At 76.0% G+C, this 26,324-nt stretch carries 26 protein-coding genes; 12 read left to right on the forward strand and 14 right to left on the reverse strand.

The annotated features are described in order from the left end of the window. Positions 1-70: 70 nt before the first annotated feature. Positions 71-802, reverse strand: coding sequence for an ABC transporter ATP-binding protein (locus tag ACGFXC_RS07435; protein WP_393710426.1), 732 nt, complete (start codon positions 800-802; stop codon positions 71-73). A 187-nt stretch (positions 803-989) separates the two neighbouring features. Here ACGFXC_RS07435 and ACGFXC_RS07440 point away from each other — a divergent pair, with 187 nt between their 5' ends. The 4 genes from ACGFXC_RS07440 to ACGFXC_RS07455 all read left to right on the forward strand — a co-directional run bounded on the left by ACGFXC_RS07440 (position 990) and on the right by ACGFXC_RS07455 (position 9,645). Beyond that, positions 990-4,253 carry an FtsX-like permease family protein gene (locus ACGFXC_RS07440; protein WP_393710428.1) on the forward strand — a complete coding sequence of 1,088 codons (3,264 nt, stop codon included), beginning with the start codon at positions 990-992 and terminating at the stop codon, positions 4,251-4,253. Next, complete coding sequence (locus ACGFXC_RS07445) at positions 4,250-7,087, forward strand: hypothetical protein (RefSeq protein ID WP_393710429.1); 2,838 nt, start codon at positions 4,250-4,252, stop codon at positions 7,085-7,087. Before ACGFXC_RS07440 ends, ACGFXC_RS07445 begins: the two co-directional genes overlap by 4 nt. Continuing rightward, the gene (locus ACGFXC_RS07450) at positions 7,084-8,058 is read left to right on the forward strand and encodes an ABC transporter ATP-binding protein (protein ID WP_393710431.1); all 975 of its coding nucleotides are present in this window, start codon (positions 7,084-7,086) and stop codon (positions 8,056-8,058) included. The genes ACGFXC_RS07445 and ACGFXC_RS07450 overlap by 4 nt, the downstream gene beginning before the upstream one ends. Positions 8,059-8,178: 120 nt before the next feature. Next, positions 8,179-9,645 carry a condensation domain-containing protein gene (locus ACGFXC_RS07455; RefSeq protein WP_393710433.1) on the forward strand — a complete coding sequence of 489 codons (1,467 nt, stop codon included), beginning with the start codon at positions 8,179-8,181 and terminating at the stop codon, positions 9,643-9,645. On the opposite strand, the gene ACGFXC_RS07460 is transcribed toward ACGFXC_RS07455, so the two are convergent. Together ACGFXC_RS07460 and ACGFXC_RS07465 are read right to left on the reverse strand one after the other, a co-directional pair. Next, positions 9,635-10,879 (reverse strand): RNA polymerase sigma factor, encoded by a 1,245-nt coding sequence (locus ACGFXC_RS07460; RefSeq protein WP_393710435.1) that lies wholly within the window; start codon positions 10,877-10,879, stop codon positions 9,635-9,637. The two genes, ACGFXC_RS07455 and ACGFXC_RS07460, sit on opposite strands and share 11 nt — an antisense overlap. Before the next feature lie 69 nt (positions 10,880-10,948). Beyond that, positions 10,949-11,305, reverse strand: coding sequence for a YciI family protein (locus ACGFXC_RS07465; protein ID WP_393710437.1), 357 nt, complete (start codon positions 11,303-11,305; stop codon positions 10,949-10,951). A gap of 266 nt (positions 11,306-11,571) precedes the next feature. On the opposite strand from ACGFXC_RS07465, the gene ACGFXC_RS07470 reads away from it, so the two are divergent. After that, positions 11,572-11,964, forward strand: coding sequence for a hypothetical protein (locus ACGFXC_RS07470; protein WP_393710439.1), 393 nt, complete (start codon positions 11,572-11,574; stop codon positions 11,962-11,964). A gap of 136 nt (positions 11,965-12,100) precedes the next feature. On the opposite strand, the gene ACGFXC_RS07475 is transcribed toward ACGFXC_RS07470, so the two are convergent. The 3 genes from ACGFXC_RS07475 to ACGFXC_RS07485 are packed head-to-tail and all read right to left on the reverse strand — an operon-like array spanning position 12,101 to position 14,304. Next, positions 12,101-12,370 (reverse strand): hypothetical protein, encoded by a 270-nt coding sequence (locus tag ACGFXC_RS07475; RefSeq protein ID WP_393710441.1) that lies wholly within the window; start codon positions 12,368-12,370, stop codon positions 12,101-12,103. A gap of 51 nt (positions 12,371-12,421) precedes the next feature. Beyond that, positions 12,422-13,666, reverse strand: coding sequence for a Dyp-type peroxidase (locus ACGFXC_RS07480; protein ID WP_393710443.1), 1,245 nt, complete (start codon positions 13,664-13,666; stop codon positions 12,422-12,424). After that, positions 13,663-14,304 carry a molybdopterin-dependent oxidoreductase gene (locus ACGFXC_RS07485; RefSeq protein WP_393710444.1) on the reverse strand — a complete coding sequence of 214 codons (642 nt, stop codon included), beginning with the start codon at positions 14,302-14,304 and terminating at the stop codon, positions 13,663-13,665. The genes ACGFXC_RS07480 and ACGFXC_RS07485 overlap by 4 nt, the downstream gene beginning before the upstream one ends. A gap of 234 nt (positions 14,305-14,538) precedes the next feature. Between ACGFXC_RS07485 and ACGFXC_RS07490 the strand changes: the two genes are divergently transcribed. From ACGFXC_RS07490 to ACGFXC_RS07510, 5 genes are all read left to right on the forward strand, one after another. Beyond that, positions 14,539-14,877, forward strand: a complete 339-nt coding sequence (locus ACGFXC_RS07490) for a thioredoxin family protein (protein WP_393710446.1) — start codon at positions 14,539-14,541, stop codon at positions 14,875-14,877. A 144-nt stretch (positions 14,878-15,021) separates the two neighbouring features. Beyond that, positions 15,022-16,233, forward strand: a complete 1,212-nt coding sequence (locus tag ACGFXC_RS07495) for a cytochrome P450 (protein ID WP_393710448.1) — start codon at positions 15,022-15,024, stop codon at positions 16,231-16,233. Positions 16,234-16,238: 5 nt separating this feature from the next. Next, entirely contained in the window at positions 16,239-16,433 is a 195-nt protein-coding gene (locus tag ACGFXC_RS07500; protein ID WP_393710450.1) for a ferredoxin, read from the forward strand. 112 nt (positions 16,434-16,545) lie between these two features. Next, complete coding sequence (locus ACGFXC_RS07505) at positions 16,546-16,899, forward strand: DUF1304 domain-containing protein (protein ID WP_393710451.1); 354 nt, start codon at positions 16,546-16,548, stop codon at positions 16,897-16,899. A gap of 119 nt (positions 16,900-17,018) precedes the next feature. Further along, a complete protein-coding gene (locus tag ACGFXC_RS07510; protein WP_393710930.1) occupies positions 17,019-17,555 on the forward strand; it encodes a TetR family transcriptional regulator in 537 nt (178 codons plus the stop codon). A 42-nt stretch (positions 17,556-17,597) separates the two neighbouring features. On the opposite strand, the gene ACGFXC_RS07515 is transcribed toward ACGFXC_RS07510, so the two are convergent. Then, entirely contained in the window at positions 17,598-17,804 is a 207-nt protein-coding gene (locus ACGFXC_RS07515; protein ID WP_393710453.1) for a cold-shock protein, read from the reverse strand. A 112-nt stretch (positions 17,805-17,916) separates the two neighbouring features. Further along, complete coding sequence (locus ACGFXC_RS07520; RefSeq protein ID WP_393710455.1) at positions 17,917-18,285, reverse strand: HGxxPAAW family protein; 369 nt, start codon at positions 18,283-18,285, stop codon at positions 17,917-17,919. Between the two features lie 90 nt (positions 18,286-18,375). Between ACGFXC_RS07520 and ACGFXC_RS07525 the strand changes: the two genes are divergently transcribed. Beyond that, positions 18,376-18,870 carry a MarR family winged helix-turn-helix transcriptional regulator gene (locus ACGFXC_RS07525; RefSeq protein ID WP_393710456.1) on the forward strand — a complete coding sequence of 165 codons (495 nt, stop codon included), beginning with the start codon at positions 18,376-18,378 and terminating at the stop codon, positions 18,868-18,870. Between the two features lie 186 nt (positions 18,871-19,056). After that, a complete protein-coding gene (locus ACGFXC_RS07530; RefSeq protein ID WP_393710458.1) occupies positions 19,057-20,562 on the forward strand; it encodes a DEAD/DEAH box helicase in 1,506 nt (501 codons plus the stop codon). 69 nt (positions 20,563-20,631) lie between these two features. Here the strand turns inward: ACGFXC_RS07530 and ACGFXC_RS07535 are convergent, their stop codons facing one another. The 6 genes from ACGFXC_RS07535 to ACGFXC_RS07560 all read right to left on the reverse strand — a co-directional run bounded on the left by ACGFXC_RS07535 (position 20,632) and on the right by ACGFXC_RS07560 (position 25,830). After that, positions 20,632-21,570, reverse strand: coding sequence for a class I SAM-dependent methyltransferase (locus tag ACGFXC_RS07535; RefSeq protein ID WP_393710460.1), 939 nt, complete (start codon positions 21,568-21,570; stop codon positions 20,632-20,634). Positions 21,571-21,721: 151 nt separating this feature from the next. Continuing rightward, entirely contained in the window at positions 21,722-22,639 is a 918-nt protein-coding gene (locus ACGFXC_RS07540; protein WP_393710462.1) for a TIGR04222 domain-containing membrane protein, read from the reverse strand. 76 nt (positions 22,640-22,715) lie between these two features. Then, positions 22,716-23,345 carry a hypothetical protein gene (locus ACGFXC_RS07545; protein ID WP_393710464.1) on the reverse strand — a complete coding sequence of 210 codons (630 nt, stop codon included), beginning with the start codon at positions 23,343-23,345 and terminating at the stop codon, positions 22,716-22,718. Between the two features lie 66 nt (positions 23,346-23,411). Further along, positions 23,412-24,146, reverse strand: coding sequence for an SDR family oxidoreductase (locus ACGFXC_RS07550; protein WP_393710466.1), 735 nt, complete (start codon positions 24,144-24,146; stop codon positions 23,412-23,414). A 101-nt stretch (positions 24,147-24,247) separates the two neighbouring features. Continuing rightward, on the reverse strand, positions 24,248-24,769 hold the full coding sequence (locus ACGFXC_RS07555) for an SRPBCC domain-containing protein (RefSeq protein ID WP_393710468.1): 522 nt from the start codon (positions 24,767-24,769) through the stop codon (positions 24,248-24,250). Positions 24,770-24,822: 53 nt separating this feature from the next. Then, on the reverse strand, positions 24,823-25,830 hold the full coding sequence (locus tag ACGFXC_RS07560; protein ID WP_393710470.1) for an NUDIX domain-containing protein: 1,008 nt from the start codon (positions 25,828-25,830) through the stop codon (positions 24,823-24,825). Between the last annotated feature and the right edge of the window lie 494 nt (positions 25,831-26,324).

A 26,324-nucleotide genomic window follows, 5' to 3' on the forward strand; every position in this document is an offset into this window, starting at 1 on the left:
CCGCTGGTGCTGGCCCTCCTCCTGGCCCGGCGGCTCCCGCCGCCGCCCCGCCCGCCCCGCCCGGTACCGCTCAGCCGGCCGCCGGGGCGACCCGGCCGTCGCGCAATTCCACCACCTGGTCGGCGAGTTCCATCAGTTCCGGATCATGGGTGGCCACCAGGGCGGTGACCCCCTCGCTGCGCACCACCGCGCGCAGCAGCCGCATGATCGAGCGGCCGGTCTCGGAGTCCAGCTGGCCGGTGGGTTCGTCGGCGATGATCAGATCGGGCTCGTTGGCCAGCGCGCGGGCCACCGCGACGCGCTGCTGCTGACCGCCGGACAGCTCCCCCGGGCGCTGTCCGGCGTGGTCGGCCAGTGCGACCAGCGCCAGCAGGGTGCGGACGCGTTCCTCGCGCTGTCTGGCCGGCACCCCGCGCATCCGCATCGGGACCCCGACGTTCTCTGCGGCGGTGAGCATGGGGATCAGCCCGAAGGACTGGAACACGAAGCCGATCCGGTCACGGCGCAGGGCGAGGCGGCCGGTCTCGTCCAGTGCGCTCAGATCGGTGCCGTCCAGTTCGACGGTGCCGCCGGTGGGCAGGTCGAGTCCGCCGACCAGGTTCATGAGGGTGGTCTTGCCCGATCCGGACCGCCCCTTGAGCGCGGTGAGTTCGCCCCTGCGGGCCTCGAACGAGACTCCGCGCAGGGCGTGTACGGTCCGCTCCCCGGTTCCGAAGCTGCGCCGGAGGTCGCGGACGACCACCATGGGCGGGGCGGTGGACGTGGTCCCGGGACCGGTCCTGCCGGGTTGCTGCTGCGTCATGGTGCTCCCCCTCGACTCGGCCGACGGCGGCGCCGCCGCGAGAGCGCCCGCGGCGTTCTCCCGCCCTCGCTTCCGATTCTGCTCATCTGTCACATCCTCACCGCAAGTCCCTTCCGATACCTGATCGAATCTGACAGCATCGTCCGCTATCCGGGGCCTGTGGTCCGGATGGGGGAGGAACAGGCACATGCTCGGATTCGTCATGCGCCGGCTGCGCGGGCGATGGCCGCTCGCGGTCGCCGTGCTGCTGACCGTGCTCATCACCACCACCGCGCTGACCGCCCTGCTGGCGTTCACCCGCGGCGTGGGCGACGCGGGCATGCGCCGGGCCCTGACCGGACCCGACCGGGCGCGCACCGCCGTCGTCCTGACGGGCGAGCACGCCCTCCCCGCCCGCGCCGCGGACGACGCGGCCGTACGGTCCTTCGCGGAGCGGCTGTTCGGCTCGTTGCCGGCCGGTGTGCAGAGCGTGGCGCGCAGCCGCTCGTACGGCCTGCCGGCCGACCCCTCCCGCGCCGGACGGACCGACCTCACCCTGCTCGCCGGCCTCGCCCGCGAGCGCGTACGCCTGCTCGCGGGCCGGTGGCCCGACGCCGTCGGCCCGGATCCGGTCCGGGTGGCCGTCGCCGCGCCCGAGGCGGCGCTGACCCGGCTCGGGCTGAGCGCGCAGGCGCTGCCCGCCGGGATCCGCCTGGAGGACCGGCTCGGCGGCCCGGCGCTGGAGGTGCTCGTCACCGGGGTCTACCGGGCCGCCGATCCGCAGGACCCGTACTGGCGCCTCGACCCGCTCGGCGGGAGGGAGTTGCAGGTCGGCAGCTTCACCACCTACGGCCCCCTGCTCGTCGACGACTCCGCCTTCACCACGGGCGGGCTGGCACAGGGCAGCCGCGCCTCGCTGCTGACCCCGGACTTCGCGGGCGCCTCGCGCACCGAGGTCGAGGCCGTGCGCGCCCGGGCCGCGCAGTCGGCCGCGGCCCGCCCCTCCGGGCTGACTGTCACCACCGAACTCCCCGCCTTCATTGCGGACTTGCAATCGGGCCAGCGGGTCTCGCGGTCGACCCTGCTGGTCGGCGCGCTGCAGCTCTCCGTCCTGGCCGCGGCCGCCCTGCTGCTGGTGGCTTCCCTGCTGCGGGAACGCCAGGAACCGGAGCGGGTCCTGCTGACCGCGCGCGGGGCCTCCCGGCGCCGGCTCGGCCTGCTCTCCACGGCCGAGTCCCTGCTGCTCGCGCTGCCCGCCGCCGTGCTCGCCCCGCTGCTCGCCCCGCCGCTGCTGCGGCTGCCGGCCCGGTACGGCCCGCTGGCACGGGTCCCGTTCGACCCGGGCGGCTCCTGGCTGCTGTGGCCCGCCGCGGCGCTCTGCGCGCTGCTGTGCGTGCTCCTGACGGCCCTGCCCGCCGTCCTGCGCGGGGTCACGGCCGCGGCCCTGGGACGCGGCGGCCGACGCCGGGCCCTGGTGTCCGGCTTCGCTCGCTCCGGTGCCGACCTGGCCCTGGTCGCGCTCGCCGTCCTCGCCTACCGCCAGCTGTCCCGGTACGGGGCCGGCGAGGGCGCCGGGCCGGGCGGCGGCCCGCTCGGAGTGGATCCCGTCCTGGTGGCGGCGCCGACGCTGGCGCTGTGCGCGGGCACCCTGCTGGTGCTGCGGCTGCTGCCCTTCGCGGCGCGGCTCGGCGGACGGATCGCCGCCCGGGGGCGCGGGCTCGGTCCGGCGCTGGTCGGCTGGCAGCTGGCCCGCCGGCCGCAGCGGGCCACCGGGCCCGTCCTGCTGCTGGTCCTCGCCGTGTCCAGCGGGGTGCTCGCCCTCGGTCAGCACACCGCCTGGTCCGCCTCCCAGCGCGACCAGGCCGACTTCGCCACCGCCGGCGGCCTGCGGATCACCGGCGGGGACCTGACCCCGATGGGCCGGGCGGGCCGGTACGCGGCCCTGCCCGGCGGCGACCGCGTCCTCCCGGTGATCCACACCGGGCTGGACCTGCCGGACGGCACGACCGGCCGCCTGCTCGCCTTCGACACCCACGCCGCCGACCGGCTCCCGCTGCGCGCCGACCTGCGCGACGGCCGCCCGATGCGCGACCTGTTCGCCCCGCTCGGCGCCGGGGCGGACGCCGGCCGGGGCGGGGCCGACGGGATCGCCCTGCCGGGAGCGCCCCGACGCATCGACCTCGACGTGTCGGTGCGGGCCGACGCCGAAGCCGGCGGCCGGCCGTCCCTCGCCCTGCTGCTGCGCGACCGGTACGGGCTCACCTACCGGACCCCCGCCTCGACGCTCCCCGAGAGCGGCGACGGCACCGTCTCGATGCGCCTCGACCCGCTGACCGGCGCCCCCGTGGGATCCGCCGCCGGGCCGCTGCGCATCGTCGGGCTGCTGATGTCGTACGGGACCGCGCCCTCCTACTTCAGCCCGGGCGAGGGCCTGGCCCCGGTGAGCGGGGAACTGGCCCTGCGCCGGGTCGCCGTGAGCGAGGCCGCGGACGGTCCCGGCGTCCCCGTGGCGGCCCCCGCACCCGACTGGAAGCTGCGCGCCCCCGTCGCGGACGGCATCTCCGAAAGCCTCCTGGCCCCCGACCTGCGGCCGGCCGGCCCGGACCTGCTGCGCCTGGGCTACCGGGGCCCGCCCGGGACCCCCCTGCAACTCTCGCTGAGCGCGGGCGGGCCGCCCGCCGGGCTCCTCGGGGTCGCCACCCACGGGTACCTGCGCTCCGTGGGGGCCGCCGTGGGCGACGAGGTGCCCGTCCGGATCGGCGTCAGCACCGTACGGGTACGGATCACCGGCGCCGTCGGGTCCCTGCCGGTGGCCGGGGACACCGCCCTGGCCGTGGACCTGGGCGCGGCCGGCCGGCTGCTCGGCGCGGAGGGCGCGCAGGAGCTGCCCGCCGCCGACGAGTGGTGGCTGCCCGCCGCCGCCCCGGGCGATACCGGTCCGGAGCGCGCCGCCACCGAGCTGCGCGCCGGGGCCGCCCCGCCGAAGGTGCTGGTGCGCGAGGAGGTGGCCGCGGCGCTGCTGGGCGACCCGCTGAGCGCGGGCCCGCAGGCGGCGCTGGCCGCGCTGGCCGTGGCCTGCGCGGTGCTCGCCGCGATCGGCTTCGCCGCCTCGGCCGCGTCGTCCGGCCGCGAACGGGCCCGGGAACACGCGATCCTGACCGCCCTCGGCGCCTCCCGGCGGCGGCTCGCCGGGACGACCGCCGCCGAGGGCTGCCTGCTGGTCGGGCTCGGCACGGCCGTCGGCGTGGGTCTGGGCGCGGCCATCGTCCACCTGGTGGTGCCGCTGATGGTCCTGACGCCCGCCGCGCGGCGTCCGGTGCCGGAGGTCCTGGTGGACCTGCCGGGCGGCCCGACGCTGCTGCTGGCCGCCGCGGTCGCGGTGCTGCCCCTGCTGTCGGCGGTGCTCGGCGGCCGGGCCGACCGCACCAACCGAGGCCCGGCCGCCCGGCTGCGGCACGTGGAGGACATGTGACCACCCCGCCCCCCACCCCCGAACCGACCCCGGACACGGCCACCGCCCCCGACAACGCCCCGCCCCCCGCCGGTACGGGACCTGCGCCGGACGGCGGGGCCGGAGCGGTGCCCCGGCCCGGCGGGCGGGGCGTCGGGGTGGCCTGGGTGCGGACGCGGCTGCGCGCGATGCCGATGGCGGCGGTGCTCGCCGCCGCGCTGGCCTTCGTCGCCGTACTGCTGGCGGCCGCCCTGCCACGGGCCCTGGACCGGGGCGCGGACGACGCCCTGCGCGCCTTCCTGCGCCAGCAGGGTCCCGCCCCGACCAGCCTGTACGCCAGCGCCCGCCCCGTCCCCGGCCAGCGGACCCCGCAGGCGCTGGACTCCGTACTGGAGGCACTGCGCGCGCGCACCGGCCCGGGCACCGGCATCGACCTGGCGCCGACCGGCCCGGTCCACGGCACGGTCACGCTCACCCCGCGGGCCCTGACCAACCCCGAGCTCAGGCAGATGCCGGGCGATCCGCCCCCGCCCACTCTGCTGAACCTCCTCCACCTGCCCCGCATGACCTCCCACGCCCGCATCGTCGAGGGCCACTGGCCCGGCGCCGCTGCCGAGGGCGCACCGCTGCCCGTCGCCCTGGCCAAGAGCGCGGCCGACACCCTGGACGCCAAGGTCGGTACGGTGCTGCGCACTTCCCCCGGCGTCGGGACGCCCTTCCTCGCCGAGGTCGTCGGCCTCTACACCGCCGACGACCCCGCCGACCCCTACTGGACCGGCCTGCCCTGTCCCACCGCCGCCTGCCTGTCGCCCAGCTGGCGGGTCACCGCGGTGACCGGGGCCGAGGGGCTGGAGCGGTTCGGCTCCTGGGGCGGCTCCGTCCAGGACTTCTGGCGGCTGCCGCTGGACACCGGGACGCTGCGCGCCGACCGGCTGCCGGCCGTGTCCGCCGCCGTGTCCTCGTACGTGGCCGGGCCCACCGCCACCGCACTGCGCCGGACCACCGACCGGGTGGAACTCCAGATCACCTCCGACCTGCCCCGGCTGTTCGCCCAGGCGCAGGCCCGCCAGCAGGCCGCCGCTCCGCTCGCCGCGCTCGGCCCGGCCGGGCTGGCCGGGGAAGCGCTGGTGGTGCTGTGCCTGGCGGCCGGGCTCGGCGCGGACCGCCGCACGGCCGAACTGCTGCTGCTGCGCGCCCGGGGCGCCTCCCGGTGGGGCGTCCTGCGCAGGCTCCTCGCCGAAGGGGCCGTCACCGTGCTGCCCGCCGCCGCGCTCGCCACCGCCCTGGCGGTGGCGCTGCTGCCGGTGCCGCGCCTGGCGCCGACCCTGCTGGCGGCCGGGGCCGTCACCCTGCTGGTCCTGCTGGCCTTCCCCGTACGGGCCCTGGTCCTGCTGTCCGGACCGGGCGGGGCGGCCCCGCGCCGCCGGCTGGTCGGCGAACTGCTGGTGCTCGCCGCGACGGTGGCGGCCGTCGTCCAGGTCGGCCGGCGCGGGGTCGCCCCCGCCGGGGCGGGCCCGGACCCGCTGCTGGTGGCCGCTCCGCTGCTGATGGCCCTGTGCGGGGGGCTGCTGCTGGCCCGGGTGCTGCCCCTGCTGGTCCGGGCGCTCTCGCGGGCGGCCGGACGCGGGCGCGGGGTGATCGGCTTCCTCGGGCTGGCCCGCGCGGCGCGCGGCGGCGGGGGCGGGGGCTCCTCCCACCCGTCCCTGCTGCCGTTGACGGCGCTGCTGCTGGCCGTGACCACCGGCGGGTTCGGGGCCACCGTCCTGGACTCCGTGGACACCTCCCGCCACCAGGTGGCGCGGGCCGCCGTCGGCGGCGACGCCGCGGTGACCGCGCCGCCGCAGGCCACGCTGCCCGCGGAGTTCACCCGGGCCGCCGCCGCGCTGCCCGGCGTACGGACCTCCGTACCGGTGTGGATCGACACCTGGGGCATCGTCCTCGGCACCTCCCAGCAGGGCACGCAGGTCACCGTGATCGTGGCCGACCCGCAGACGTACGCCGAGCTGTCCGGGGCCGTGGGCCGCGGCCGGTTCGACCCCGCGGTGCTGGCCGGCGGGACGGGCGGCGGCGACGCGCCGCTGCCCGCGCTGTTCGGCCGGGCACTGGCGGCGCAGGTCACCGGCGGGGGCGTGCAGGAGCTGCGCTTCGGCGACGGCACGACGCTGCCGGTGCGGGCCGCCGCCGTGATCGACGGCACTCCGGCGCTGCCCGGCGGCGGGACGCTCACGATGGTCCTCCCGGCCGGTCCGACGGCGGTCCGGCTGCCCCGGGCGGAGCGGCCCACGCACTGGTTCGGCCTCGGCTCCGTCGAGGAGGCCCCGCTGCGCGGGCTGCTGGACGCGTCGGTCCCGAAGGGCGACGCCGCGCAGTACCTGGTGCGCACCAGCGCGGGAGCGGCCGACCGGCTGGCCCACGACCCGCTCCAGGCCTCGGCGGCCCGGCTGTTCTGGGGTTCCCTCGCCGGCGCGGCCGCCTTCGCGCTGCTCGCCGTCCTGCTGAACCTGCTACGGGCGGCGCCCGAACGGGCGGCCCTGCTGGCCCGGTTGCGGACCATGGGGCTGCGGCCCCGCCAGGGGCTGGCGCTGATCCTGGCGGAGTCGCTGCCGCAGGCCCTGGCGGCCGCCCTGGGCGGCGGTCTGGTCGCGGCGGCGGCGGTCGCCCTGCTGGGGCCGTCCGTGGACCTGTCCACACTGGTCGGCTCCGCCGTGCCCACCGGCGTCCGGCTCACGGTGCGGCCCCTGCTCACGCTGACGCTGGGCCTGGCCGCGCTGCTGGCGCTGGCCGTGTTCGCCGAGGCGGCGGTCTCGGGGCGGCGCCAGATCACCACCGAGTTGAGAGCGGGAGACCCACGTTGAACACCGAAGCACCCACGTACGAGGAGCTGCGGCGCGAGGCGCTGGCCGCCGCCGCGCCCCGGGCCGGTGCGGCGGGCACCGCCATCGCCTGCGACCGGCTCGTACGGATCTTCACCTCGGCCGGTGTCGAGGTGCAGGCCCTCCAGGGGCTCGAACTGACGGTGGCCCAGGGGGACCTGGTGGCCCTGGTCGGCGCCTCCGGCAGCGGCAAGTCCACCCTGCTGAACATCCTGGCGGGCCTCGACGTGCCGACGGCCGGAACGGCTTCGGTGGGCGGCCACGACCTGCTGGAGATGTCCGCGCGGGAGCGGCTGCGCTACCGTCGCGAGACGGTGGGCTTCATCTGGCAGCAGACGGCCAGGAACCTGATGCCGTTCCTGACGGTCACCCAGAACATCGCCCTGCCGATGCAGTTGAAGGGCGGGCGGCGTCCCGGCGCGGCCGCGCGCCGGGCGAAGCGGGTGGCGCGGCTGCTGGAGGCGCTGGAGATCGGCCCCCTCGCCCGGCGGCGTCCGCAGGAGCTCTCGGGCGGCCAGCAGCAGCGGGTGGCCATCGCGGTGGGCATGGCCAACGAGCCCGCGGTGCTGCTCGCGGACGAACCGACGGGCGAGCTGGACTCGCAGACCGCGGCCGCCGTCTTCGAGGCGCTGCGCACCGTCAACCGCGAGCTGGGCGCGACGGTGGTGATCGTGACCCACGACCCGATGGTGGCGGGCGAGGTCCGCCGGACGGTGGCCATCCGCGACGGGCGCACGAGCAGCGAGGTACTGCGCCGGACGGTCACCGACGAGCACGGCACGGAGTCGGTGAGCGAACGCGAGTACGTGATGCTGGACCGGACCGGCCGGGTCCAGCTGCCGCAGAAGTTCCTGGAGGCGCTGGGCATGGAGCACCGGGTCGCCGTCGACCGGGCCCACGACCACATCGAGATCCGCCGCGACGACGCGGAGGACCCCGACGGCGCTCCGTAGCCCCCTCCCGTCTCTTCTCCCCTCCCGTGTCCGTACCGGTCACCGGGGCACGGGCGTCACTTCCGCGGCCCGGGTGTCGTTAGGCGCTCGGGGTTGACTCGGGGGCGAAGGGATGACGGAATGCGGCAGTTTCCTCTGGAGATGCGCCACGTGGCGCCGGGGCGCGTGGTCGAGTGGCGGTTGCGGTCCACGGCCGAGCCGCAGGACACCGGCCGGGGTGACGCGGCGGGCAGATGGGCCTCGTTCAACCAGGACAAGCACTTCACCGTCGCCGAGGAGAGCCGCGGCGCCGACGATCCGGTCGCCTCGTGGCTGGCCGTCACCTTCGAGGTGGAGGGCGCCCTCGACGAAGGGGCCCTGGCCCGGTCGCTGCTGGCCTTCGTCCAGCGGCACGAGGTGCTGCGCTGCGCGTTCCGGCGGCTGGCGGGCGAGGTGGCGTGCGAACCGCTGGCGGCCGGCGAACTCGCCCTGGAGGCGGCGGAGGTGGCCTCCTTCGACTCCTCCGAGCGGCTGGGCGAGTTCCTCGTGGAACGCTTCAAGCGCAGCATCGACACCCTGTCCTGGCCGCTGTTCACGATGGGGGCGGTGCTGCGCCCGGACTCCGCGACCGTCTACCTGGCCTTCGACCACATCGTCTGCGACGGCATGTCGATGCCGATCGTCGTCCGCGAGGTGATGACCGCCTACGAGGCCCTGCGCGACGGCGCTGACCCGGCGCCGGAGCCCGTTCCCAGCTACCTCGACTTCGCCGAGGAGCAGCGCGGCCGCTACCTGTCCATCGACGGCGACGACGCGCGCCTGGACTACTGGAAGTCGTTCATCGCCCGCAACGGCGAGTTCTTCCCCCGGTTCCCGCTGGACCTGGGCGTGGAGCCGGGGCGGATGTACCCGATCGTCAACGAGGCCTCGGCCCTGCTGGACGCCGCCGAGGCCGAGGTGTTCGAGAAGGCCTGCCGGGAGGCGGACGCGAAGCCGTTCATGGGGCTGCTCGGTGCGGTCGCGGTCTGCCTGCGCGAGGCCGGGGGCCCGGGGGTCTACCGCGGGTTCATGCCGGTCAGCGAGCGCGGGCGCGGCTCGTGGAACGATGCGGTGGGCTGGTTCGTCAACACGATGCCGATCGAGTTCGACGCCTCGCCCGGCCAGGACTTCGCCCAGGTGATGGGGGCGGTCCGGGCGGGCTTCGGCGAGATGATCGCCCACATCGACGTGCCGTTCGTACGGGCCTGGGAGCTGCTGGCACCCGAGGAGTTCGCGGCCCGCTCCTGGCCGTACCCGGTGAACTTCTTCTCGTACATCGACATGCGCCGGTGCCGGGGCGCCGAACGGCACCCCGAGTGGCGGCCCGCGACGCACGTGTGGTCGGCGCGCGCGAACGGGGCCTGCTCCTGGTACCAGCGGGACGCGGACGGGCTGCACATGAATTCCCTGTACGTGGACACGCCCGCGGCCCGGCGCACCATGGGCGACTTCCAGGAGGCGCTGCGCCGCACGGTGCGCAGCGTCGCCCGCTCGGGAGGCTTCGGCCGGCCCGTCGCGCTCGGGGCGCCGCGGCGCTCCGCGGAGACGCCGGCCCGGGTCAGGGGCTGACGGGCGGGAGGGCGGCGGCGCGGGCCAGCAGCAGGTCCCGTTCGCGGGCGTTGCGGGTCAGCGCGGCCGCCTTCTCGAACTCGGCGCGGGCTTCCGGTCCGCGTCCGAGCCGCTCCAGCAGGTCTCCCCGTACGCTCGGCAGCAGGTGGTAGGTGCGCAGGGCGTCCTCCCGGCCGAGGGCGTCGACCAGGGGCAGCGCGGCGGCGGGGCCCCGGGCCATGGAGACGGCGACCGCCCGGTTGAGTTCGACCACGGGTGAGGGGACCAGCCGGACGAGCTGCCCGTAGAGGGTGGCGATGGCCGTCCAGTCGGTGTCCTCGTAGCGGACGGCCGCGGCGTGGCAGCCGGCGATGGCGGCCTGGAGCGCGTAGGGGCCGGCGCCGGCGCGGTGCAGGGCGTCGACGCCGCGCCGGATCAGGAGCCGGTTCCAGCGGGAGCGGTTCTGGTCGGCGAGCAGCACGGGTTCCCCGTCGGGGCCGGTGCGGGCGGCGGTGCGGGAGGCCTGGAACTCCAGCAGCGCGCAGAGGCCGTGCACCTCGGGTTCCGCGGGCATCAGGGCGGCCAGGACCCGGGACAGGCGCAGGGCGTCCTCGCACAGGGCGGGGCGCAGGAGGTCGTCGCCCGCGGTGGCCGAGTACCCCTCGTTGAAGACGAGGTAGAGGACTTCCAGGACGGAGGCGAGCCGCTCGGCCCGGTCGGCGCCGTAAGGGACCTCGAAGGGCACTCCGGCCTTGGCCAGGGCCCGTTTGGCGCGGACGATGCGCTGCGCGACGGTGGGCTCGGAGGCCAGGAAGGCACGGGCGATCTCCTGGGTGGTGAGGCCGCCCACCAGGCGCAGGGTGAGCGCGATCCGGGCCTCGGCGGCGAGGACGGGGTGGCAGGCGGTGAACACCAGGCGCAGCAGGTCGTCGTCGATGTCGTCCGGGTCCGCGGGCTCGGCGGGCGGGGGCACGTCCTCCAGGGTGCGGCCGACCTCGGCGAGTTTGCGGGCGTAGGTCTCCCGGCGCCGCACGAGGTCGACGGCGCGGTGCTTGGCGGTGGTCATCAGCCAGGCGCCGGGCCGGTCGGGGACTCCGGTGCGGGGCCATTGTTCGAGGGCGGCGACCAGGGCGTCCTGGGCGAGTTCCTCGGCGATGCCGACGTCCCGCACGATGCGGGTGACGCCGGCGATGATCCGGGCGGATTCGATCCTGAAGACCGCTTCGACCGTCCGCTCCGTGCTCTGTTCCGTCACGGCCACCCATCAGAGCAGCCGTGACGGAGCAGGGCAAACCCGGCGCCGGTCGCCCGGGCCGGGTGCGGGTCACATCTCCTGGATCTGGCGGAGCTCGGCGCCGACGTGCCAGCTCTCGGGGTGGATCGACAGGAACCGCTTGGTCCACTCCAGCGCCTCGGCCTTGTCCTTGCACTGGAGCAGGGCGTAGCCGCCGACGACCTCCTTGGTCTCGGTGAAGGGGCCGTCGGTGAAGCTGAGCTTGCCCCCGGACCAGTCGACGCGGGTGGCCTCGGAGGTGGGGAGCAGTCCGGCGGTGTCGAGCATGACCCCGGCCTTGGTGATCTCCGCCATGAGGGCGCCCATCCGCTCCTCGAAGTCGGCGGGGAAGCTCTCGGGGGGCAGGTCCTGCTCGTCGATGCGGATCAGGCTCAGGAAGCGCGGCATGGTGACTCCTCGGTCGGGAGGGCGGGGTCCCTCCCCGCCTCTCACCCCTGCGTCGAACGGGAGGCGCCCGGATCGACAGGTCCGGGAAGAATTCTTCGGAGAATTTTCCGGCTCGGCCACCGGACGGCCCGAGCCGGGTAGGGGCCCGGTACGAACCCCGGGCGCTACGGGGCCTGGGCCCGGGAGCTACTCATGAGTAGGATCACGGACCCGGGCTTCGCCCCCGGCGCCAGGCTCGACGCCCCCGCGAGAGGATCCGCATCCCGATGCCCCGCACCCCCTCCTCCCCCCTGCTGCTCGCCGGACTGCTGGCCGGCGCGGCGCTCGCCCACGCGGCCCTGCCGCAGCAGTTCGACGCGATCGTCCCCCGCTCCCTGCCCGGCACCCCGCGCCGCTGGACGTACGCGAGCGGTGCGGCCGAACTGGCCCTGGCGGCCGGGGTGGCCCACCCGCGCACCCGCCGGGTGGCGGCGCTGGCCGCGGCGGGGTTCTTCGTCGGCGTCTTCCCCGCGAACGTGAAGATGGCCGTGGACGCGCGCCGGCGCTCCCCCGCACACCGGGCGGTGGCGATCGGGCGGCTGCCGCTCCAGGTGCCGCTGGTGCTGTGGGCGCGCAGCGTGAGCCGCTCGGCGGCGCCGGGCCGGACCGCGGCCCGCTGAGCCGTCCGGGGGATCCTCCCCCGCCGGCGCATCCGGTCACGGCGCGGCGGGGGAAGAGCGCATCGAGCCCCCGGTCGCACGTCGGCGGACCGGGGGCTCACCCCCGCCCGGCCCGGCGGGACCGAAAGGAACCCGGCTAGCGGCTGTCCCCCGACCAGTCCCAGCGGTCCGGCTCGGCGGCCCTGCGGCGGTAGTGGGCGCGCCCGCCCGGTCCGTAGCGTCCGATCTCGGTGGGGAGCCGGGCCTCCTCCGTCAGCTGCCGCCCGCTCCATCCGGTGACGTCGAGGAGCAGGCCGTCGAGGGGGCCGCCCACGAGTTCGCCGTAGGCGTGTCCCGGGCGCGGGCCCGGATCGGGGTCGTCGTGGTCGGCGCCGTAGACCCGGCGCCGCAGCATCCTGTCGTCCATGGGCCCAAGCTTCACAGCCGGCACTGACAACGCCGCCCGGCCCGGGCCCCGTCAGCCCTCCAGCAGGGCCTGGCCGATCCACTCCCCCTGCGCTGCCCCGCGCGGTGCCACGAACAGGGCGGACGCCTCGTGCTCGACGTAACGGGCCAGCGCGTCGCCCCGGGCGAGCCGGCGCTGGACGGGCACGAACCCGGTGGCCGGGTCGGCCTGCCAGGCCACGAACAGCAGGCCCGCGTCGGGGCTGCCGTCGGCGCGCGGCCCGTCGTAGTACGACCAGCCGCGCCGCAGCATCGTGGCGCCGGAGTTCGTCCGCGGAGCGGCGAGCCGGATGTGGGCGTTGGCGGCGATGACGGGGACCCCGTCGGGGCGGGCCGCGTCCAGGTCCACCGGGGTGCGCTCGGTGCCGCCGGTCAGCGGCGCCCCGTCCGCGACACGGCGTCCGACGGCCTGTTCGCGGTGGTGGACCGGCAGGCCCTCCCAGTGGTCCAGGAGCATCCGTATCCGGCGCACGACGACGTACGAGCCGCCGCGCAGCCAGCCGGGCGCCTCCGGGCCGGTCACCAGGATCCGGTCGCGGGCCGCCACGTCGGTGGCGGGCGCCGGGTTGGCCGTTCCGTCGATCTGGCCCATGAGGTTGCGGTGGGTGCCGTCCGCGGCGCCGGTTCCGGGCGGCCGGGTGAAGCCCGTCATCTCCCAGCGGGTGGCCGCCGTCCCCCGGGCGATCCGCTGGAGGGCGCGCAGCGCGTGCACGGCGGCGAACGGATCGGCGGCGGCGACCTGCACGAAGAGGTCGCCGCCGCTGCGGGCCGGGTCGAGGCGGTCGTCGGGGAACGCGGGCAGCGGGGCGAGTGCCGCGGGCCGGGCGGCGCCCAGGCCGGTCCGGTCGAAGAGGCCCGCGCCGAAGCCGAAGGTGACGGTCAGCGAGGCGGGTCCGGCGCCGAGGACCATCCCGGTGTCGGCGTCGGCGTCGCCGGGCGCCTCCCCCCGGCTCATCCGCTCGGCGGCGCCGGTCCAGGACCTCAGCAGGGCGGCGGCCCGCAAGCGGTCGGTGCCGGGCGCGAGGTCGAGGGCGGCGAGGCGGGCGCAGGCCTGCCGCGGGGTCAGGATCCCGGCCTGCTGGGGGCCGTGGAAGGGGATCAGGCCGGACGGCGCAGGGGCGGGGCCGGGCTTCCCGGCCGCCGCGCCGTCCGCCACCAGGGCCGCGCCGCCCGCGGCGCCCGCGGCGAGCGCGGCCAGCGCCCCGGCGCCGAGCAGGGCCCGCCGTCCCGGCGCCCCGGCCCCGGCCCCGGCCGTCACTTCACACCGTCGACCACCGGGTCGACCACCCCGACCCACAGCTGGTTCAGCTCGGAGACGTAGCGGCCGCCCTTGGTGTCCTGGGGGACGACCAGCCGGGGCCCGGCGGCGTCGTCGAAGGGCACGCCGTCCTCGGAGACCGCGATCAGCACCTGGGTCCGGGCGAAGGCGGGATCGATCTCGGCCCAGGCGAAGACCGCGCGGTAGTCGCCGCCGCCGGTGGCGGCCACGAACCCGCGCAGCTGGCCGTTCTTCTTGCCCTGGTCGAAGCGCGGTTCGGCGGTCTTGAGGACGTCGTCGAGCAGGACGCCCTGGTAGGTGTGCTCCTGCTCGCCCTTGGCGCTGGTGAACTTCACCGCGGCCGAGGTCTGCGGCAGCTTGCGCAGGTCGGCGAGGCCGAGCGTGTACGGCTTGCCGACGTCACCGGCCACCCGGACCTGGCCGGGCGCCGGCGGCGGGCCCGAGGTCCCGGCCGCCGGCGGCGGGGCGGGCGCCGCGGCGGAACCCGTGGCCGCCGGGGAGGCGGCGGCGTCCTTCCCCCCGCTCCCCGTACCGCCGCCCTGGCCGCATCCCGCGAGCAGCAGCACCCCCGTCCCGATGGCGGCCGCCGCTCTCACCCCAGTCCCGCGCACGCTCATGACCGACCCCTCCCGACCCGCCGGCCCCGGCGGCAACTGCCGTGAATACCAGCCTGGTTCGCCGTAAATGCCGTGCGAAACCTACAGGAGAACCCGCAGCTGCCCCATGGCCCGGAGCGCATCCTGGAGCATCCACCGGCCGGTCCCGGCCCGCGCGGCCTGCGGCGGCGCGCGGTTTGTCGCAACCACCTACGCTGGCGGTCACGACGGACACGGAACCGAGGAGCACCACCCATGACCAGTCGGGCACACCGGCCGCTGGAGGACCAGGAATTCGACTTCATCGCCGGTTTGGCGCCGGGGCCGGTCCTCGCCTACTTCACCGGCAGCTGGCCCAAGGCCGCCGCGGCGTGCGCGGCGATGGACGCCGTCGTCGCGGAGCTGCTGACGGAGTACGGGAGCCGGCTGACGGCCGTCCGTACGGACATCACCCGCTGCCCGGCCACCACCCGCCGCTACGAGGTGACCGGCGCGCCCACCGTGGTGCTGATCCGGTCCGGCGAGGCGGTCGCGACGCACGCCGGCCCGCTGACGGGGGAGGAATTCCGGACGTTCCTCGACGGCCACCTCTGAGCCCGCTCCCCCTGCGGGGCCCGGAACGCGCGCCCGGGTGAACTCGGGCAGACTGGCCGAAACTGGCATGGATGAGATAGGTGCCTTAGGCATGTAATGGAGTCCGGCGTGAACGGAACCATCGCTTGCGAGGTGTTGCTTTCCATGACCGAGGCCATGTCCGATGCCATGTCCGGTGCCGTCGCCTTCCCCCAGGACCGCACCTGCCCCTACCACCCGCCGGCCGCGTACCGGCCCCTGCGGGAGAGCCGCCCCCTCTCCCGGGTCACCCTCTTCGACGGCCGCTCCGTGTGGGTCGTCACCGGCCACGCCGAGGCGCGCGCCCTGCTCTCCGACGGGCGGCTGTCCAGCGACCGCACCAAGGAGGACTTCCCCACGCCCACCCGCCGCTTCAAGGGCCAGACGGGCCGTCGCACCGCCCTGCTCGGCGTGGACGACCCCGAGCACAACCGGCAGCGCCGGATGCTGATCCCGAGCTTCTCGGTCAAGCGCATGGCGGCCCTGCGGCCGCAGATCCAGCAGACCGTGGACCGGCTGATCGACGAGATGGTGGCGCGGGGCCCGCGGGCCGAGCTCGTCGGCTCCTTCGCCCTGCCGGTCCCGTCGATGGTGATCTGCGCCCTGCTGGGCGTGCCCTACGCGGACCACGAGTTCTTCGAGGAGCAGTCGCGGCGGCTGCTGCGCGGCCCCGAGTCCACCGACGTCGAGGATGCCCGCAACCGCCTGGACGCCTACCTGGAGGCCCTGATCCGGCGCAAGCGCACCGCCCCGGGCGAGGGGCTCCTGGACGAACTGATCGCCACCCGCCTGGAAACCGGCGATACCGACGTGGAGGAACTGGTCGCCCTGGCCCTGATCCTGCTGATCGCGGGCCACGAGACCACGGCGAACATGATCTCCCTCGGCACCTTCACCCTGCTGCGCCACCCCGGGCAGCTGGCCGAGTTGCGCGCCGACCCCTCCTTGATGTCCGAGGCGGTGGAGGAGCTGATGCGCTTCCTGTCGATCGCCGACGGCATGCTGCGGCTGGCCACCGAGGAGATCGTGATCGGCGGCGCGACGATCCGCCCGGGCGACGGGGTGGTCTTCTCCACCTCCGTCATCAACCGCGACGAGGCGGTCTTCGCCGAGCCGGACTCGCTCGACTGGAACCGGCCCACCCGCCACCACCTGGCCTTCGGCTTCGGCATCCACCAGTGCCTGGGCCAGAACCTGGCCCGCGCCGAGATGGAGATCGCCCTGGACACCCTCTTCCGGCGGCTGCCGGGCCTGCGGCTGGCGGCCGAACCGGACGAGATCCCCTTCAAGCCCGGGGACACCATCCAGGGCATGCTCGAACTCCCCGTGGCCTGGTGAGCGGCGTGCGGATCTCCGTCGACCACGACGTCTGCATCGGCGCCGGCCAGTGCGCGCTGACCGCGCCCCAGGTGTTCACCCAGGACGACGACGGCCTCAGCGAGGTGCTCCCGGGACGTGAGGACGGCCACGGCAGCCCGCTGGTCCGGGAGGCCGCCCGGGCCTGCCCCGTCTCGGCGATCACCGTGAAGGAGGGCTGACTCCCCCGCCGCCTCCCCCACTCCCGGCACCCGTCGACCGTGATCCGACTTCCTGTACAGTTGTCCAGGAAATCGGATCCGTTCCGGATCACGCGAGGAGAGGGGGGTGGCCGTGGACACGGTCGCTCGGATACTGATCGGCCTCGTCGCCGCGCTCCACCTGTACTTCCTGGTGCTGGAGATGTTCCTGTGGCAGCGGCCGCCGGGGCGGGCCCTGTCCGGGTTCGACGCGGACACCGCCCGCCTGACGGCGCCGCTCGCCGCCAACCAGGGGCTCTACAACGGCTTCCTGGCCGCGGGCCTGGTGTGGGGGCTGGCCACCGGCGCCCTCGCCACCCAGGTCTTCTTCCTGATCTGCGTGATCGTCGCGGGGCTGTACGGCGCCGCCACCGCGAACCGCCGGATCCTGTTCGCCCAGGCCCTGCCCAGCGCGCTCGCCCTGGGCGCCGCGCTCCTCGCCGCGTGAACGCCGACGACGCCCCCGCCGGCACCCCCGTCGGCACCCCCGCCGGTCCTCCGCCCGGCACCACGCCGTCCGCCGCGCCCCGTGCGGCGGACCCGCGCACCACCCGCACCAAGGCGCGGCTGCGCACGGCACTGCTCGCCGAGTGCGCGGGGGGACCCGGGCTCGCCGAGGTCAGCGTCTCGGCCGTGGTGCGCCGGGCGGGTGTCGGCCGGGCCACCTTCTACCTGCATTACGAGGACCTGCCCGCGCTGGCCGTCGACGCCTGCGCGGACGTCGTGCACGCGGCGGTCGACGCCCTGCACGCCTGGCAGACCGGCCCGGCGGCGCTCCCGCCGGCGCGTCCCCCGGCCGCCCTCGCCGGCTTCCTCGCCGGCGCGGCGGGTCACGGCGCCCTCTACCGGACCCTGCTGCCGCCGGGCGGTGGCGGCCCGCTGGGCGAGCGCCTGCACCGGGAGCTGCGCGCCCGGGCCCGCGCCGAACGGCTGGCGGCCGGCGCACCGAACGCGGACCTGGTGGCCTCGGCGGTGGCGGCGGCCTTCACCGGCGTGCTCGCGGACTGGCTGCACGGCCTGATCCCGGCCGGCCCCGAGGGGCTCGCGGAGCGGATCTGGCCCCTGCTGCTGGCCCTGCACCGCGCGGGAGCCCCCGCCGGATGACCGACGGGGGCTCCTCTCACGGGCCGGGCTCGTGAAGCGGCGCTAGGAGATCGGAACCACCTGCTCCGCCTGGGGCCCCTTGGGCCCCTGGGTGACGTCGTACTCGACCTTCGCGCCCTCCGCCAGCTCCTTGAAGCCGGTCGTCTGGATCGCGGAGAAGTGCACGAACACGTCGGGGCCGCCGTCGTCCTGCTGGATGAAGCCGAAGCCCTTCTCCGAGTTGAACCACTTCACGGTGCCTGTTGCCATCTGGCTGATCCTTCACAACGTTCCACTCGGGCCGCACGTGCGGCCGTCTCGATCCTGCCCAACCGGCCCGCCCGCCACACTCCGAGCGCGGCCAACCGGGGCGGCGGGGCGCTCAGGCGCCGCCGTCGGGGGCGGACCGGTGGACGGCGGGCCGACCGGCCGGAGCCGCGACCGCGGCCCGCCGCGGACCGCCCGCCCGGCAGCCCAGGCAGTCCGCGTGCCCCGTACGGGCCCCCGCGTCCCGGACCCGCCAGTCCCACTCGGCTTCGGGGCGCGGCCCCGTCGGCTTGCCCCAGCCGGCGAGGTGGAGCAGCCAGGTGACCACCCCCGCCGCGAGGACCAGCCCGAGGCCGAGCCAGACGCCCGGGGTCCAGGCGGCGCACACGGCGGCGCCCGCTCCGGCACAGCCCAGCAGGGCGAGGGTGGTGCCGGTCCAGCCGGCGACGGTGTGGCCGAGGTCGACGTGACCGTGCGCGCTCATGGTTCTCCCTGGAGGGGTGGTCGGCAGTACGCTCGGAGAAGGATCTTTTATCTCACGAGCTAAGTAACTTAGATGCTAAGGAGTATTCGGTTGCAGGGCAAGTCCCGCCCCCCGGCCACGGCCGCGGAGGCGATCTCGCGCATGGACCAGTACGTGGCCCTCGGCCTGATCGGCCAGCAGGAGGTGGCGCAGCTGCTCGGGCTGAACGTCACCGACCTCACCTGCCTGGGCCACATCCTGGGCGCCGGGGAGAGCCCGCTCGCCGCCGGCGACCTCGCCGGACTGACCAACCTGACCACCGGCGCCGTCACCGGTGTGCTCAACCGGCTCGAACGCGCCGGGTACGCGCACCGGCAGCCGGATCCGGCCGACCGGCGCCGCGTGCGGGTGGTGGCCGACCCGGCCGCCGCCGTCCGCGTCTTCGCCGTCTACGAGCCCTTCTACGCCCGACTGGGCGCCCTCTTCGCCACGTACTCCCCCGACGAGATCGCCGTCATCGCCGACTGGTTCGACCGGGCGACGGGCGAGATGCGGGCCCACCTGGCCCGGGTGCGGTCCGGCGAGCTGGGCTCCGCCGCCCCGTAGGCACCGCCCCGGAGGCACCGTCTCCGACTGGTAAAATGGGCGGGAAACTTGAAGCGCGGGGCGCCTTCGCCCGGTGCGGACACGTACGACGAGCCGGGGCCGTACCGAGGGGTACGGGCCCCGGCTCGTCGCCGTTCACCACCCGTGTCCGCGTTCCGCGTGCGCACTCCTCACGGAAGGTTCTGCATGAAGAACCCGTCACCTCATGGGCGTTTCGGCATCAAGGCCGGAGCGAAGGCAGGCTCCAAGTCCGGGGCCAAGGGCTCCGGCAAGACGCCGCGGACCCTCGGGCCGCAGGGCGAGTTCGCCATGCCCGCGACGACCACCCCGGCGCTGCCGCCGGTCGCGGCGTTCGAGGAGCTGGACCTGCCCCCAGAGCTGGTGACGACCCTGGCCGCGCAGGAGGTGCGCGCGCCGTTCCCGATCCAGGCCGCGACCCTGCCCAACTCCCTGGCGGGCCGCGACGTCCTCGGCCGCGGCCGCACCGGCTCCGGCAAGACGCTCGCCTTCGGCCTGGCCCTGCTCGCCCGCACGGCGGGGCAGCAGGCCGATCCGAAGCGGCCGCTGGCGCTGGTCCTCGTCCCCACGCGCGAGCTGGCGCAGCAGGTGACCGAGGCGCTGGACCCGTACGCCCGGGCGCTGAAACTGCGCATGGCCACCGTCGTCGGCGGGCTGTCGATCGGCCGCCAGACGGGCGCGCTGCGGACCGGCGTGGAGGTCGTCATCGCCACCCCGGGCCGGCTGAGCGACCTGGTCGGGCGGCGTGACGTGCACCTGGAGCGGGTCAAGATCACGGTGCTGGACGAGGCGGACCAGATGTGCGACCTCGGGTTCATGCCCCAGGTCACCGAGATCCTGGACCAGGTCCACCACGCGGGGCAGCGGATGCTGTTCTCGGCCACCCTGGACCGCAACGTGGACCAGCTCGTGCGCCGCTACCTGAAGGACCCGGTCTCGCACTCCGTGGACCCGCAGTCCGCCTCGGTCGGCACGATGGACCACCACGTCCTGCACATCCACGCGGCGGACAAGGTCTCGGCGGCGACCGAGATCGCCGCGCGCGAGGGCCGGGTGCTGATGTTCCTGGACACCAAGCACGGAGTGGACCAGTTCGTGAAGCACCTGCGGGCCATGGGCGTACGGGCGGAGGGCCTGCACAGCGGCAAGTCCCAGCCGCAGCGCACCCGGACCCTGGGGCAGTTCAAGGACGGCCTGGTCACCGTCCTCGTCGCGACGAACGTGGCGGCTCGCGGCATCCACATCGACGACCTCGACCTCGTGGTCAACGTGGACCCGCCCGCCGACAGCAAGGACTACCTGCACCGCGGTGGCCGCACCGCCCGGGCCGGGGAGTCCGGCAAGGTCGTCACGCTGATCACGCCCAACCAGCGGCGCGACATCACGCGCCTGATGGCCGACGCGAAGATCCGGCCGACCATCACCCAGGTGCGCTCGGGCGAGGCGGCGCTGAGCCGGATCACCGGCGCCAAGGCGCCCTCGGGCGTCCCGCTGGCCGGGGCCGCGCCGACCGACGCGAAGGGCCGGCCGAGCGGCTCGGAACTCGGGTTCCGCGGCATCGGCACCCGTCCGGGGCGGCCCGGCAAGGGCAAGGAGTCCCGCAAGACCATCGAGGCGCGCCAGGCGGCCGAGGCCCGGCGTGCGGCCCGGGTCCGCAAGGGCCTCACCCCCTGACGGACGACGCGTACGGCGCCGGTTCCCCGGGTGGGGGCCGGCGCCGTGCGCGTCGCGGGTGTCCGCCGCTCAGGCCCGGCGGCGGCTCCGGGCCACGATCGCCCGGGTGACCAGCGGCGGCAGCAGGTCCTTGGCCAGCCGGCGCCAGCGGGCCGGCTTCGGGGCGGGCGGTTCGGGGGCGGGCGCCGGGGCCGCGGCGGGCTCGGCGGGCGGGCGCAGCAGCCGTGGCGCGGCGGGCGCCGTCACCCCTTCGTCACCGATGCGCACCAGCGGGTTTCCGGCCACCACGTCCACGCCGTGCCACAGGTCGGTCCGGCCCTCCAGCCAGCCGAGCAGGGCCGCCTGGTGGGGTGCCGGGTCGCCCCAGGTCGCGTACAGCTTCGAAGCGGACACGGCGATCACGCGCAGTCCCCCGGTGGCCACCGCCGCCCAGACGGCGGCGGCGACGCCGGGGCAGTGGGCGGAGCGGTAGTCGTCGAAGACGACGACGGCGTCGGGGGCGGCGACGGTGCGCGAGGAGGCGATGTCCTGGACCACGTGCTCGTGCAGGTGGGAGGCGTCGACGTGCACGAAGCGGCAGCTGCCGGGGCGCACCCGGTCCGCCACCACCGCGGTCGGGGCCTGGATGACGGTCGGCAGGGCCGGGTGGAAGGCCAGGTAGTTCGTCTCGAACCCGCGCCGGGTGAGCGTCGGGTAGGAGTCCTTCATCTCCGCCAGGTTGAAGTCGTCGGGCGCGGGCGAGTCGAAGAGGTCGCAGATCGTGAACTCCTCGCCCTCCCGGAGGTATTGGGCGAGGAAGATCGCGCTCTTGCCCATGAACGCGCCCAGTTCGAGGATGTCGCCCGGGGAGCCCGGGGAGCGGGCTTCGTTCTGGCGGGTCAGGAACCAGTCGAAGAGGACCTGGTCGTACGCCGAGAACCACCCCTTGACCTCGCTGAACGCGCGGGGCTCGGGCGGTGCGGGCTCCGCGTCGGGGGTGGTGGCGGAAGCCTGTGAAACATGCTGCACGGAGAGTCATCCTCCAGCGGAATGGCATCGGTTCAACGCTGATACCCGGCCAGGTACGGAGAAGATAAACTGCCCGGCGGCCTTATGGCGACCCTCTCGGCACTACGCCCTCCGGTTCCCCCGGTCCCGGTCCGCCCCGATCCGGCCGGTCTCACAGGCCCCCTCCGCATCCTCCGCACCCGCCGCAGCCGCCTCCGCACCCGACGCCGCCCAGGCCGGGCGGGTCCGAGACGTGCGGGGTGGTGGCCGTCCCGGCGGTCGCCGTGCGTACGGGCGGCGGCGGGCCGGCCAGGGCGTGGGTCAGCTCGGGCAGGCGGCCGGAGCCGTCGAGCCCCTGCAGGCTGACCGCCGCGACGTCCGCCCTGTTCCCGGAGGGGAGTTGCACGGACCAGGCCGGGCGCGGCTCCCAGCTGTCGTCCTCCCTCGTCGCCCGGTACAGCGCGCGCCCCTCGCGGGTGCCGTGGCCCAGGGCGAAGCGGCGGGGACGCTTCGCGCGCGCCACGGCCCAGCAGCCCAGCAGCAGGGCGAACGCGACGGCCGGCCGGGCCGGGCCGTCGCCCGCCTGGACGGACCACACGACGGCGCCGGCTCCCGCACAGCCCGCGAGCACGGCCGCGGCGACCTCGTCGGTCTCGGTCCGCCCGACCCGGCCGGCGAGCGCCACGTCGGTGGCCAGACCCTGCGCGACCAGCCGGGCGGCGACCCGGTGGACGGCGGGCGAGGCGGCGACGCCCAAGCGGATCACCCGGGCGTCGCGGCTTTCACCGCCGCCCTTCGCGATCAGGACCGCCGCCTGTACGTCCTCGTGCGGCTGCGGTCCGGTCGCGGCGAGCCGGTACTCGTCCACGACCGGGAGGCGGCCGGCGAGGTGGAGCACCGCCATCGCCGTCTCGGCGACGGCCTCGCGGCCGTCCCTCAGGTAGGCGGCCTCGTACGCCGTCAGCGGGCGGCCGGGCGGCCGGGGCGTGCGCACGGGTGGCGCCGCCATCCGCCGGTAGGTCAGGACCCGGCGGGCGCAAGCCGCCCCCAGGAGCAGGGCGGCGGGAGCGAACAGGACGATCGGCCACATGTGTACCCCCCGGTGACAGGTGCCTGAGGGTGAGTGTGCGGCCGGGTACGGGGCGGGGCAACACCCCGTACGGGTTTCACGCGGCCCGTCTGCGCAGCCGCTGGGCAGCCGTGTTGCGCACGCGACGGGTGCGTGCGCGAGAGGCGAGCAGCACCAGTGCCTCCGGGGCGTCGAGGGAGCTCGCCGCGGTGTGCTGGCACCAGTCGGAGGCGGCGGTGAGTTCCGCCGGGGACCAGGGCCCGCCCGCCGCGACGGCCTTGAGCAGGGTCCACTCGCGCAGCCGGCGGGCCGGGAAGGCGTGGTCCGCGAGTACGGGGTGCAGGGCGCGGGCCCAGTCGGGGAACTCGGTCCCGGGCGGCAGGCCCGCGGCGCGCCGGTCGAGGTGGGTGACCACGGCGCTCTCGGCCATCACCGGGTCCGGATCGCGCAGGACGGCGGCCACCGCCGCGGCCTCCCCCGCCCGCCCGGCGGCCCCGGGCGCGGCCGCGACCGCGGCCAGCCGGTCGAGGTGGAGGGCGTAGCGCCACCGCCCGGGCGCGCCGCTGTCCGCGGGCACCGCGGGAACGGGCAGCGGGGCCGGCACGGGCCGGACCGCGGGCCGGTCGGGCCGGCGGGAGGCCTGCTCGCGGTCGGCGCGCGCTGCCGCCGCCGGGTACGCCGGGCCGCTCCCCGGCGTCCGGCTCGTCTGGTGATCGCGTCTCCCCATGGGTCCCATTCCACACGATCCGGGTGAACGGGGGGTGCCCCGGGGTGCCCGGACCGGCGGCGGCGGTCAGACCTGCTCGAAGTGGAACGACTTGATGAAGCAGTCGCGGGGCTGGCCGATCGCGAAGAACACGCAGTCCACCAGCGACTGGGCGGTGAGCGGGTCCTTGGCGGTGCGCGGGGCGCCCTCCCACTGCGGCGACAGCGGGTCGTGGTTGTCGAAGTCCGGCGGGTAGAGGGAGATCACGCGGACGCCATCGCCCCGGAGCCGACGGGAGAGGACCTCGGTGAATCCGGCCTGGGCGCTCTTGGCCGCGTAGAAGGAGTCGTGCGCGTCGGAGCGCTGGTTCCCCTTCTCCCCGCAGCCGGAGACCATGGTCACGATGTCGGGCTTCCCGGAGTTCAGCAGGAGGGGGAGGAAGGCCTTGGTCGCCAGGACGGTGCCGGTGGCACCGGCGGCGAGGGTCTCCACGACGTCCTCGTCGGAGGCGGACAGCAGGTCCGTCCCGTGCTGGTAGCGGGCCCCGTTGTTGACCAGGACGTCGACGTGCCCGGTGCGGGCGCCGACCGAGGCGGCGAAGTCCCGCACGGACGCCGGGTCCGTCAGGTCGCAGGCGTAGGCGTGGACGCGGGTGGCGTCGTGGCCCCGTGCGGCTATTTCGCCGCGCACCCGTTCGGCGGCTTCCAGGCTGCGGGCGGAGAGGTGGACCTCGGCACCCCGCGCGGCGAAGCTCAGGGCCAGCGTCCGGCCGAAGTCCCGCCCTGCCGCGGTGATGACGACGCGGTGGTGATCAAAGGTCATGTCAGCGCTCCCGTTCGATGCCGTGCGGCACTCATTCATGATCACATCCACCGCGCGCTGCCCCGGCCGGACGGCCCCGGCCCCTCCGGCCGCGCGGGACGTCAGCCGGGATGCGCCCCCGGGCCCTGGTGGGGCTCGTGTCCCGGATCCGGCAGCGGGGCGCCGGTCTCCAGCAGGGTCTTGAGACTGGAGGCGAGCATCGGCCAGGCCCGGGCGCACATCCCGATGAGGGTGCCGCCGGGCCGGAATCCCTCGTGCCGGATGGTCAGCCGGGCGAGGGTGTCGCCCACCGGCTCGATCTCGTACGTCACCGTCGTGCGCGGTTCGGCCGCCAGCTCGGCCCGGAGCTCTTCCGTGACGCCCGCGGCGGCGGCCCACTGGGGGGTGAAGGTGTGCCAGGTGTAGGAGAGCAGGCGGTCCGGTACGCAGCCCAGGACCACCTGGGCGGGGTCGCTGGTGCGGGCGCCCCGCTCGACCCAGTCCATGCGCGAGCCCACCGCCCAGTCCGTCTCGAAGCCGAGGCCCCAGTAGCGGCGGGTGAGGGCCGGCTCGGTCAGGGCCTGCCACACCCGGGCGGGATCGGCCTGGACGTAGAGGGTGTAGTCGATCACGGTGTCGGTCATGCCCCCCATGCTGCGGGACCGGCCGGCGCGGACGCGGGATTGCGGCGGGGGCGTCACCAGCGCAGGCCCTGTCCGGGGAGTTCCGTGGGCGGGGTCCGGGGCGGGGCCGGGAGGCAGAGGTGGGCGCGGGCCGCGTGCACGGCGGCGAGCTCCGCGCGGCCGGCCGGGCCCCAGTCGCTGAGCTCGCGGACCTGTTCGGGGGTGGCCAGCAGGCGTGCGTACGCCGGGTCCGCGGCCGGGGACACCGCCGTGAGCCGGGCCGCGGTGCGGGCCGCCGCGGCCCCGTCGGCGTACCGGTACCCGAGCGGGACCGCCCCCGTGGCGGGTTCCGCCGCGGGGGCGGGCAGGTGTGCGGCGCCGGTGGCGCGGGCGACGAGCAGCAGGACCCGGCCGTCGGGGGCGAACAGCCATCCGGAGCGTTCGCGTACCGGCAGGTGCGCGGGGACGGGGCCGGGGCGCCAGGGGCCGCGCTGCGGGGTGCGGCGGGTACGCAGGACGCCGAGGCGGTCCAGGGCGGTGGGGTTGGTGGGGCGCCCGTCCTCCAGCAGGGCGGGGCCGGAGCCGTTGATGCGGGCCCGCAGGGCGGACAGGGCGCGGCGGGCGTCGCCCGGATCCATCAGGGCGGGCAGGTCGGCCGGCTCGGCGAAGTCGATGCCGGTGATCTCCTGCGCGGGCAGCCGGACGGAACCGATCCGGTCCGCGGTCCAGGTGCCGCCGTCGTAGACGTGCAGGATCTCGCCGGGGAAGCGCATCTCGGGCGGGAAGCCCGGGGTGTCGGCGGGGATCCAGTCGACGGCGAGCCCGCGCGGGTAGTGACCGTCGATGCCGAGCTCCTCGCGCACCTCGCGGGCGGCGGCCGCGGCGGGCGCCTCCCCGGCGTCCACGGCGCCGCCGGGCAGCAGCCGGTCGGAGCGGTAGTCGACGCTCTGGACGAGGACGCGGCCGTCGGGGTCGGTGACGAGGACGACCGCGGCGGTCCAGACGGCGGCGCGGGAGGCCCCGTACTCCTCCGGGGTCATCCAGGTGCCCGCGCGCTCGGGGTCGTCGGTCAGCTGGGGCATGGGAACTCCGTTCACCGTGGGTGGACCCGCCGGCTGTGCAACAGCGGCCGCCCGTCCCGGGTTACGGCGGCGCGCCCATCGTCGGCCGGATTCGCTTTGCCGCCCCTATACCTCCTTATTACCCGGTTATGCCGATCTTGCTACTGTGCGCGGTGCGGACTGGCGGTGTGAAAACCGCCGGTCCGACCACGTCACCGCCGACGGCCCCCGGGCGCTGCGGCGCCCCGGTTCCGGCCGCGGTGGGCGCGCGGCCCCCGGGCGCTCCGCTCCTCGGCACCCGCGCGCGGCCGGGGCCCTGCCACCCCGCACCGCACGGCGGAGGGGCTCGTGACGACCGGACGTCCACGGGTGCGAAGCACACGGCATCGCCTCCGCCCGGCCGGAGCCGCGCCTCGCCGCGTCGTCGAGGCGTCGCCCCTCCCCCGCTGTCCGGACCGGGAGCCGACGCCGGCGTCCGTACGGGGCGCAGCGGGGCGCTCACCCGTCCGTGTGAG

It is taken from the genome of Streptomyces sp. NPDC048507 (assembly GCF_043199995.1).
In the GTDB taxonomy this organism is placed as follows: domain Bacteria; phylum Actinomycetota; class Actinomycetes; order Streptomycetales; family Streptomycetaceae; genus Streptomyces.

Bases quoted from the DNA above. Each gene is read 5' to 3' on its own strand.
- ACGFXC_RS07435 (WP_393710426.1), bottom strand. From the start codon at position 802: ATGACGCAGCAGCAACCCGGCAGGACCGGTCCCGGGACCACGTCCACC.
- ACGFXC_RS07440 (WP_393710428.1), top strand. From the start codon at position 990: ATGCTCGGATTCGTCATGCGCCGGCTGCGCGGGCGATGGCCGCTCGCG.
- ACGFXC_RS07455 (WP_393710433.1), top strand. From the start codon at position 8,179: ATGCGGCAGTTTCCTCTGGAGATGCGCCACGTGGCGCCGGGGCGCGTG.
- ACGFXC_RS07465 (WP_393710437.1), bottom strand. From the start codon at position 11,305: ATGCCGCGCTTCCTGAGCCTGATCCGCATCGACGAGCAGGACCTGCCC.
- ACGFXC_RS07470 (WP_393710439.1), top strand. From the start codon at position 11,572: ATGCCCCGCACCCCCTCCTCCCCCCTGCTGCTCGCCGGACTGCTGGCC.
- ACGFXC_RS07475 (WP_393710441.1), bottom strand. From the start codon at position 12,370: ATGGACGACAGGATGCTGCGGCGCCGGGTCTACGGCGCCGACCACGAC.
- ACGFXC_RS07485 (WP_393710444.1), bottom strand. From the start codon at position 14,304: ATGAGCGTGCGCGGGACTGGGGTGAGAGCGGCGGCCGCCATCGGGACG.
- ACGFXC_RS07490 (WP_393710446.1), top strand. From the start codon at position 14,539: ATGACCAGTCGGGCACACCGGCCGCTGGAGGACCAGGAATTCGACTTC.
- ACGFXC_RS07495 (WP_393710448.1), top strand. From the start codon at position 15,022: ATGACCGAGGCCATGTCCGATGCCATGTCCGGTGCCGTCGCCTTCCCC.
- ACGFXC_RS07515 (WP_393710453.1), bottom strand. From the start codon at position 17,804: ATGGCAACAGGCACCGTGAAGTGGTTCAACTCGGAGAAGGGCTTCGGC.
- ACGFXC_RS07520 (WP_393710455.1), bottom strand. From the start codon at position 18,285: ATGAGCGCGCACGGTCACGTCGACCTCGGCCACACCGTCGCCGGCTGG.
- ACGFXC_RS07530 (WP_393710458.1), top strand. From the start codon at position 19,057: ATGAAGAACCCGTCACCTCATGGGCGTTTCGGCATCAAGGCCGGAGCG.
- ACGFXC_RS07540 (WP_393710462.1), bottom strand. From the start codon at position 22,639: ATGTGGCCGATCGTCCTGTTCGCTCCCGCCGCCCTGCTCCTGGGGGCG.
- ACGFXC_RS07545 (WP_393710464.1), bottom strand. From the start codon at position 23,345: ATGGGGAGACGCGATCACCAGACGAGCCGGACGCCGGGGAGCGGCCCG.
- ACGFXC_RS07550 (WP_393710466.1), bottom strand. From the start codon at position 24,146: ATGACCTTTGATCACCACCGCGTCGTCATCACCGCGGCAGGGCGGGAC.
- ACGFXC_RS07555 (WP_393710468.1), bottom strand. From the start codon at position 24,769: ATGACCGACACCGTGATCGACTACACCCTCTACGTCCAGGCCGATCCC.
- ACGFXC_RS07560 (WP_393710470.1), bottom strand. From the start codon at position 25,830: ATGCCCCAGCTGACCGACGACCCCGAGCGCGCGGGCACCTGGATGACC.